Consider the following 6,967-nt stretch of genomic DNA (forward strand, 5'->3'; position numbering starts at 1 on the left):
ATGTTGTCAATAGAAAAGGTCAAAACCGGTTTTATAACAATTATCGGTAGACCTAATGCAGGAAAATCAACGTTGTTAAATAATATTCTTAAACAAAAAATAGCTATTATGTCGGATAAACCACAAACTACTCGTAATATTATTAATGGTGTTTATACTGATGAAGATTCTCAAATTGTTTTTATCGATACACCGGGTATTCATAAACCAAAACATAAATTAGGTGATTATATGATGAAGTTGGCTAATAGTGCCATTAAAGATTCGGAAATAGTTTATTTAATAATTAATGCCAATGAAAAATTCGGTAGTGGTGATCAACATATTATCAATATTATAAAAGAACTTAATGTTCCTACCTTTTTATTAATAAATAAAATAGATTTAATTAGTCCGGAAAATTTATTAGAAATTATAGAATTTTATAGAAATTTATATGATTTTGCAGAGATTGTTCCTATTTCAGCTTTGAAATCTATTAATGTTGACAATCTATTAAAAACAACTAAAAAATATTTAATTCCAAGTATAAAAATGTATTCTGATGATGTTATTACAGATTCTCCTGAATATTTTGTTATTTCTGAATTTATTCGTGAAAAAGTTTTGCAACTTACTGAACAGGAAATTCCACATTCTATCGCGGTTGTTATTGATAAAATTTCAAAAGAAAAAGATAAGAAGAAAAATATTATAGCTACAATAGTTGTTGAACGAAAATCACAAAAAGGTATGATTATTGGAAAACAAGGGAAAATGATAAAAGAGATTGGTACTCGTGCCAGAAAAGATATTGAAATACTGCTTGGTGAGAGAGTATTTCTTGAATTATGGGTAAAAGTAATTGATAATTGGCGTTCAAAACCTAATTTAATTCGTGATTTAGGCTATAGGGATGATGTCTTTGACTAGAAATAATCATGTAACAGGAATAATAATAAAAAAAATAAAATATCGTGATTATCATGAGATACTTCATGTTTTAACAGAACATGGATGTGTTGAAAGCTTTTTTTATGAAAATGTTTATAAAAATAAAAAAAAATCAAAGGTAAATATCCCATACAAAGTTTTGATTAATTATTTTCCAACAGGTGGAATGAATAAAATAATAACACTGGAAATAGAAAATATATATAACACAATAATTTATGATGTTATGAAAAATGCGTATGTCACTAACATAATAGAGTATATTACATATAGCAATGATACATATTTAAATATATATAAACTTCTAAGTAAATGTTTGGATTACATAAATCATAACATATCTGAGCGCTTGGTTACGATTTATTGCTTAATTAATCTATTAAAGATACACGGCTTTAATTTTAAATATCAAAAAACAGATTTAGATTATGTGGCATATAGTTTTAGATATAGTATTTTTGTAGATAAAAATCATTTAGATCAAGGATGTTATACCATAACTAACAGCCTTGTAAAGTTGGTTTATTACTTTAGTATAAAACCGATAAATTTTTTAGAAGCATTGGATATTAACGATAGAGAATTAGTTTCCTTATTTGAATTTTGTAACTTATTGTTTAAGGAATATGTTGGAATTGAAACAAAATCATACCCGAAAATAATAGAGTTGGAGAAATTACTTAACTCTATTTAGTAGAAAGGATTTTATAAAAATGAGTGCTATAGGAGTTTTTGATAGTGGTGTAGGTGGTTTAACAGTTGCACGAGAAATTATGAGACAACTACCAAATGAAACTATCTATTATTTTGGTGATGTGAAAAATTGTCCATATGGAGACAGAAAAAAGGAAGAAATTATTAAGTACACGGAAAAAGCCGTGGAGTTTTTAATTAGTAAAGGGGTTAAGATGATTGTTCTTGCGTGTAATACTGCGACAGCGGCGGCTCTTGATTATTTGCATGATAAATATGAACTTCCGATAATCGGGGTAGTGCAACCGGGTGCAAGACGTGCCATTCAGGCATCGGAAAACAACAAAGTATTAGTATTGGGAACACGTTTTACCGCACAATCTAAAGTATATAATAACGAAATCGATAATATTAATCCGGAAATGACTGTATATAATAAATCATGTCCGACGTTTTGCCCTTTTATTGAAGCTGAAGGTAATCTTATTCCGCATGCTACCGAAAATTTATTAAAGGAAGCATTGGATGAAACAAAAAAATTAGATATGGATACTGTTGTTCTTGGTTGTACACATTACCCTATATTAAAAAAAGAAATAGAAAAATTTTATGGTAAGGATATTAAAGTTATCTCTTCTGGTAGAGAAGCCGCGCGTGAAGTGAGTACCGTCCTTACTTATGAAAAATTACATCAAAAAAAATTGAATAAAACCGCACATCAATTTTTTATATCTCAAGAAGGAAAAAATTTTAATAATATAGCTTCGAAATGGTTAAAACAAGATATTATTGCACAGGTAGTGGATATTTAAGGAGTATATCATGAAAGAGTTGGTATTAGCATCAAATAATGCACATAAAATTGAAGAAATTAAAGAAATTTTAGCAAATTATAATATACTAAGCCTTGCCGATGTTGGATTTTTTGATGAAATTATTGAAGATGGCGTTACTTTTGAAGAAAATGCACTTATAAAGGCGAGAATTATTTCTAATTATACTAAAAAAATTGCAATAGCCGATGATAGTGGGTTGGTAATAGATTTACTGAATGGTGAACCGGGGGTTTATTCTGCTCGCTATTCAAAGGAAAAAACTGATAAAAAAAATATTGAAAAAGTATTAACAAAACTGAATGGGAAAGAATCTCCGGCACATTTCGTATCTGTTATAGCTTTAGTAACTCCTGATGGAGAAGAGATAACATTTAGAGGAGAATGTCATGGGAAAATCATTTCAGAACAACGTGGTAATAACGGATTTGGTTATGACCCAATTTTTTACATAAAAAAATTAAATAAAACATTTGCTGAACTAAGTAATAAAGAGAAAAATTCTATTAGTCATAGAAAAAATTCTTTAAACAAATTAGCAGGTTATTTAAGGGAACAAATTAATGAAAACTAAAATAAATAGAGAAGATTGTATTGCATGTGGAAATTGCAGTGCAATTTGTCCGGATGTATACGATTATGATGAAGACGGTATAGCATTTTGTCATATTGATAATAATTCTATGAGTGCAATTATTCCTGAAAAATATGAAAGTTTAATAAAAGAAGCGTGTGAAAATTGTCCTACTGAGTCAGTTATTGTGGAAGAAAATAAGGAAGGAGAGCAGATTGAGTACTAAAAAAACTACAACAAAGAAAAAAACAAAACAAGTAAAAACACAAAATATAGGAGCAATACCTAAAAAGAAAAAATCTGCAAAAACAAAAAAATCATCAAAAAAAAATAATATTCCTACACTTTCTAAAGAAACATATCGTTCAATATTTTTTGTGATTTCTATAATTATAGTAATTTTATCAGTTTTACAAATGGGAATTATTGGAAAATTTTTTGATGCTACATTTAAATACTGTTTTGGTAATTTTAGTTATCTGCTGTATTTAATATTAGTTAGTATTCCGGTATATCATGTACTTAATAAAAAATTGAAATCACCAATTTTTCTTATTGTAATATTAGTGCTTATTGATTTTTTATTCCAACTAATTTTAATTGGTAATAAAGATATGAACTATATCAATTTTAGTGACATTTATAATGATAAAGTATCACTTTATGGAGGTGGAGCGATTTCATATTTTCCCGTAAAATTGCTTATATATTTGTTGTCATATTATGGAGCATTGCTTGTTGTTATTTCAGTGATAATCACGACAATAATATTATACTTGAATATTTATCATCGAATGTTTGTTCTAAAAGTAAAAAATACCATACAAAACTCATTTGATAAAAATGTATATGAATCAGAAAGTGAAAATAAAGATAATTATGAAGTAATAATTTCTGAAGATGATAAGATAATAGAAAATTCCAATGAAAAACGCTATAATAAAATAAAAAATGAGGAATTGGAAGTTGACATAAGAGAATTTAATGAAGAAGTTTCTGAGTTTGATAACGTAAAAAACGAAGAAGAATCTTATGACAGTTATATTTTACCTTCCATATCTTTGCTTAACAATCCTACAAAACAACAAACTATAACTAAAAGTGATGTTGTTAAAAAATCAAAAATTTTACAAAGTACATTTAACAACTTCGGTATAGAAGTAAAAATTGTTAAGGCTATAGTAGGTCCATCAATTACACAGTTTCAAATTTTACCGACACCGGGTACAAAAGTAAGTAAAATTGTTAATTTAAGCAATGATATTGCTCTAAATTTAGCAGCAAAAGATGTTCGTATTGAGGCTCCAATTCCGGGTAAATCACTTATAGGCATAGAAATTCCAAATACAGTTAATGAACTTGTAACAATGAAAGAAGTGTTTGTTAACGGTAAGGACAATTCACCATTATCAGTGGCTTTGGGGAAAGATGTTTCAGGAGAAGCTATTTTTACACGCTTGGATAAAACACCTCATTTGCTTATTGCAGGATCTACCGGTAGTGGTAAATCGGTTTGTGTAAATACGATAATAACCAGCATTTTACTCAAAAATAAACCTGACAAAGTTAAGTTAATAATGATTGACCCTAAAATGGTAGAACTTTCCATTTACGATGGTATTCCGCATCTTCTAACGTCGGTTGTTACCGATCCGTTAAAAGCTGCTGACGTACTACATAAGGTTGTTCTTGAAATGGAAAATAGATATCGTGAATTTTCACGTGCTAGAGTTAGAAATATGGAGGGCTATAATAAAATAGCCGAAAAAGATCCGGATTATAAAAAATTACCATATATTGTCGTTATAATTGATGAACTTGCTGATTTGATGATGGTTTCATCGAAAGAAGTGGAAGAATCAATAGCACGAATAGCACAAAAAGCACGTGCTGCGGGTATTCATATGATTATTGCCACACAACGTCCATCGGTTGATGTTATTACAGGAGTAATTAAAACAAATATTCCGTCACGTATAGCTTTTGCGGTAAGTTCCAGTGTTGATTCGAGAACCATACTTGATAAATCAGGTGCTGAAACATTGCTTGGTAAAGGCGATATGCTTTACTTGTCGGCTGATTCAAATAAACCTGTGCGTATCCAAGGCGCTTATTTATCAGACGAAGAAGTTGAAAAGGTAGTAGATTATGTAAAAAGTCAATCAAAAGCACAATATGATCCAAATATGACGCCAAGTGAAACAACAAGAGAAAATAGTGGGGGAGGGAATAATGAAATAGACCCTCTTTATAAAGAAGTATTACTATTTATCGCAAAAACACAAAAAGCATCTGCATCACTATTGCAAAGAAGGTTTAAAATAGGGTATAATAGAGCTGCACGTATTGTTGAAATGTTGGAAGAAGACGGCTACATAGGACCAGCAGATGGTGCAAAACCTAGAAAGGTTTTTTTAGAAAAAGAATTTTCGGAAGATAACGAATAAAATTTTATTTACATATATTAAATTATGTTAACTTAAATAATATTAAGAGGTATAAATAATGAAAAAAAATAATAAATTATTATCGGGAATACTTGTTGCATTATTATTTATTATAGGAGGGCTTTCTGCCTACGCATATAATAAAGAACAAAACTACAAAAATAATAAACCTGTAACAAGTAACAATAATTCACAAGAAACAGCTAACACAAAATTTATAAATAATAGTTTGAACAAGTTTAATGAAGTTGATACATTAGATAAAAAAATATCTGAACTTAAAACATTACTTGATAAAAAAGATGAGATAACTTCTAAAAATAAAGATGACGAAATTAAATTATTTAATGATGTACTTAAACAAATGCGTACCAGTTTATCATCTTTAATAGAAAAAGAAATTCAGAATAATACATTATCACAAGTAGATAAACAAGATAGTGAAAAAGTTAATTCAGCTAAAAACAGTTTAAATACGTTACAAGCAACTATTGAAAAAGAAAAAAACGTGATATATGAAAATGAGGGAGATGGTGCAACGACATTAACAACAATAGCAAATGTACTAGTAGCAAATAATGAGGTTCTGGCAGCAGCCAATGCACAACAAGCTGCACCTTCTACACAAACACAAGATCAAACTAACGGTCAAGCAACCCAAGGACAAACAACACCGCCTGTTGTTACTCCTACTCAACCTGCAAGACAAAACTCAGGTGCGACTGTACCTAATAATCAAAAGAACCAATAATATGTTTAATTAACAAAATGATGAGAAAACCTTTAAAGTAATGGTTTTCTCATTGTTTTTATATTGTAGCTAATCATTGTTTATGTTATAATAAATTAGTACATTAAAAAAGATAAAACAAAAGTTAGAAGGATAATTAATTACGATGAATCTACCAAATAAAATAACATTATTTAGAACAATTTTAATACCGGTTTTTATAATTTTTTTACTAATTGATATGGGTGGTTCTATATCAATAATAAATGGAAGATCTATTAAGTTAAACACCTTTATAGCCGCTTTAATATTTCTTTTTGCTTCTATAACAGATTTTATTGATGGCTATTTAGCGAGAAAATATAATCTTATAACAAATATGGGGAAATTTTTAGATCCGCTAGCGGATAAACTGCTTGTAGGAAGTGCGTTTATTGTAATGGTTGAACTGGGGATGATGCATAGTTGGATGGTTGTTGTCGTTATTGCAAGGGAATTTGCTGTAACAGGACTTCGACTATTGGCGGTAGAAAAGGGTGAAGTTATACCTGCCGGTATGCTGGGTAAATTGAAAACAGTAAGTCAATTGTTAGCTATTATACTTATTTTACTGGGGAATCCTATTTTTAATATGTGGCATTTTGAATTAGATTATATTTTACTTTGGATTTCCGTTATTTTAACTATCCTTTCAGGTTTGGAGTATTTTAAAAATTCTATACATGTTTTTAAATGATAAGTTGTAAAATAAAGTGCA

General features: G+C 29.0%; 8 protein-coding genes. All 8 read left to right on the plus strand.

What is annotated here, in order from left to right:
- The 8 genes from era (at position 1) to pgsA (ending at position 6,946) form a co-directional block, all read left to right on the plus strand.
- Complete coding sequence (gene era / locus HMPREF1983_RS03240) at positions 1-912, plus strand: GTPase Era (protein WP_021752863.1); 912 nt, start codon at positions 1-3, stop codon at positions 910-912.
- Entirely contained in the window at positions 899-1,627 is a 729-nt protein-coding gene (gene recO / locus HMPREF1983_RS03245) for a DNA repair protein RecO (RefSeq protein ID WP_245576423.1), read from the plus strand. Before era ends, recO begins: the two co-directional genes overlap by 14 nt.
- Positions 1,628-1,646: 19 nt before the next feature.
- Positions 1,647-2,438 (plus strand): glutamate racemase, encoded by a 792-nt coding sequence (gene racE / locus HMPREF1983_RS03250; protein ID WP_021752865.1) that lies wholly within the window; start codon positions 1,647-1,649, stop codon positions 2,436-2,438.
- 10 nt (positions 2,439-2,448) lie between these two features.
- Positions 2,449-3,033, plus strand: a complete 585-nt coding sequence (locus HMPREF1983_RS03255; protein ID WP_021752866.1) for an XTP/dITP diphosphatase — start codon at positions 2,449-2,451, stop codon at positions 3,031-3,033.
- Positions 3,023-3,259, plus strand: coding sequence for a ferredoxin (locus tag HMPREF1983_RS03260; protein WP_021752867.1), 237 nt, complete (start codon positions 3,023-3,025; stop codon positions 3,257-3,259). Before HMPREF1983_RS03255 ends, HMPREF1983_RS03260 begins: the two co-directional genes overlap by 11 nt.
- A 190-nt stretch (positions 3,260-3,449) precedes the next feature.
- Positions 3,450-5,480, plus strand: coding sequence for a DNA translocase FtsK (locus HMPREF1983_RS03265; RefSeq protein WP_052526605.1), 2,031 nt, complete (start codon positions 3,450-3,452; stop codon positions 5,478-5,480).
- A gap of 58 nt (positions 5,481-5,538) precedes the next feature.
- Complete coding sequence (locus HMPREF1983_RS03270) at positions 5,539-6,231, plus strand: hypothetical protein (protein WP_021752869.1); 693 nt, start codon at positions 5,539-5,541, stop codon at positions 6,229-6,231.
- Between the two features lie 145 nt (positions 6,232-6,376).
- A complete protein-coding gene (gene pgsA, locus HMPREF1983_RS03275) occupies positions 6,377-6,946 on the plus strand; it encodes a CDP-diacylglycerol--glycerol-3-phosphate 3-phosphatidyltransferase (RefSeq protein WP_021752870.1) in 570 nt (189 codons plus the stop codon).
- Positions 6,947-6,967 lie beyond the last annotated feature (21 nt).

It is taken from the genome of Gemella bergeri ATCC 700627 (assembly GCF_000469465.1).
Lineage (GTDB): Bacteria > Bacillota > Bacilli > Staphylococcales > Gemellaceae > Gemella > Gemella bergeri.

Excerpts from the sequence above, each read along its gene's own strand:
- era (WP_021752863.1), top strand. The coding sequence starts at position 1 with ATGTTGTCAATAGAAAAGGTCAAAACCGGTTTTATAACAATTATCGGT.
- recO (WP_245576423.1), top strand. The coding sequence starts at position 899 with ATGTCTTTGACTAGAAATAATCATGTAACAGGAATAATAATAAAAAAA.
- racE (WP_021752865.1), top strand. The coding sequence starts at position 1,647 with ATGAGTGCTATAGGAGTTTTTGATAGTGGTGTAGGTGGTTTAACAGTT.
- HMPREF1983_RS03255 (WP_021752866.1), top strand. The coding sequence starts at position 2,449 with ATGAAAGAGTTGGTATTAGCATCAAATAATGCACATAAAATTGAAGAA.
- HMPREF1983_RS03260 (WP_021752867.1), top strand. The coding sequence starts at position 3,023 with ATGAAAACTAAAATAAATAGAGAAGATTGTATTGCATGTGGAAATTGC.
- HMPREF1983_RS03265 (WP_052526605.1), top strand. The coding sequence starts at position 3,450 with ATGGGAATTATTGGAAAATTTTTTGATGCTACATTTAAATACTGTTTT.
- HMPREF1983_RS03270 (WP_021752869.1), top strand. The coding sequence starts at position 5,539 with ATGAAAAAAAATAATAAATTATTATCGGGAATACTTGTTGCATTATTA.
- pgsA (WP_021752870.1), top strand. The coding sequence starts at position 6,377 with ATGAATCTACCAAATAAAATAACATTATTTAGAACAATTTTAATACCG.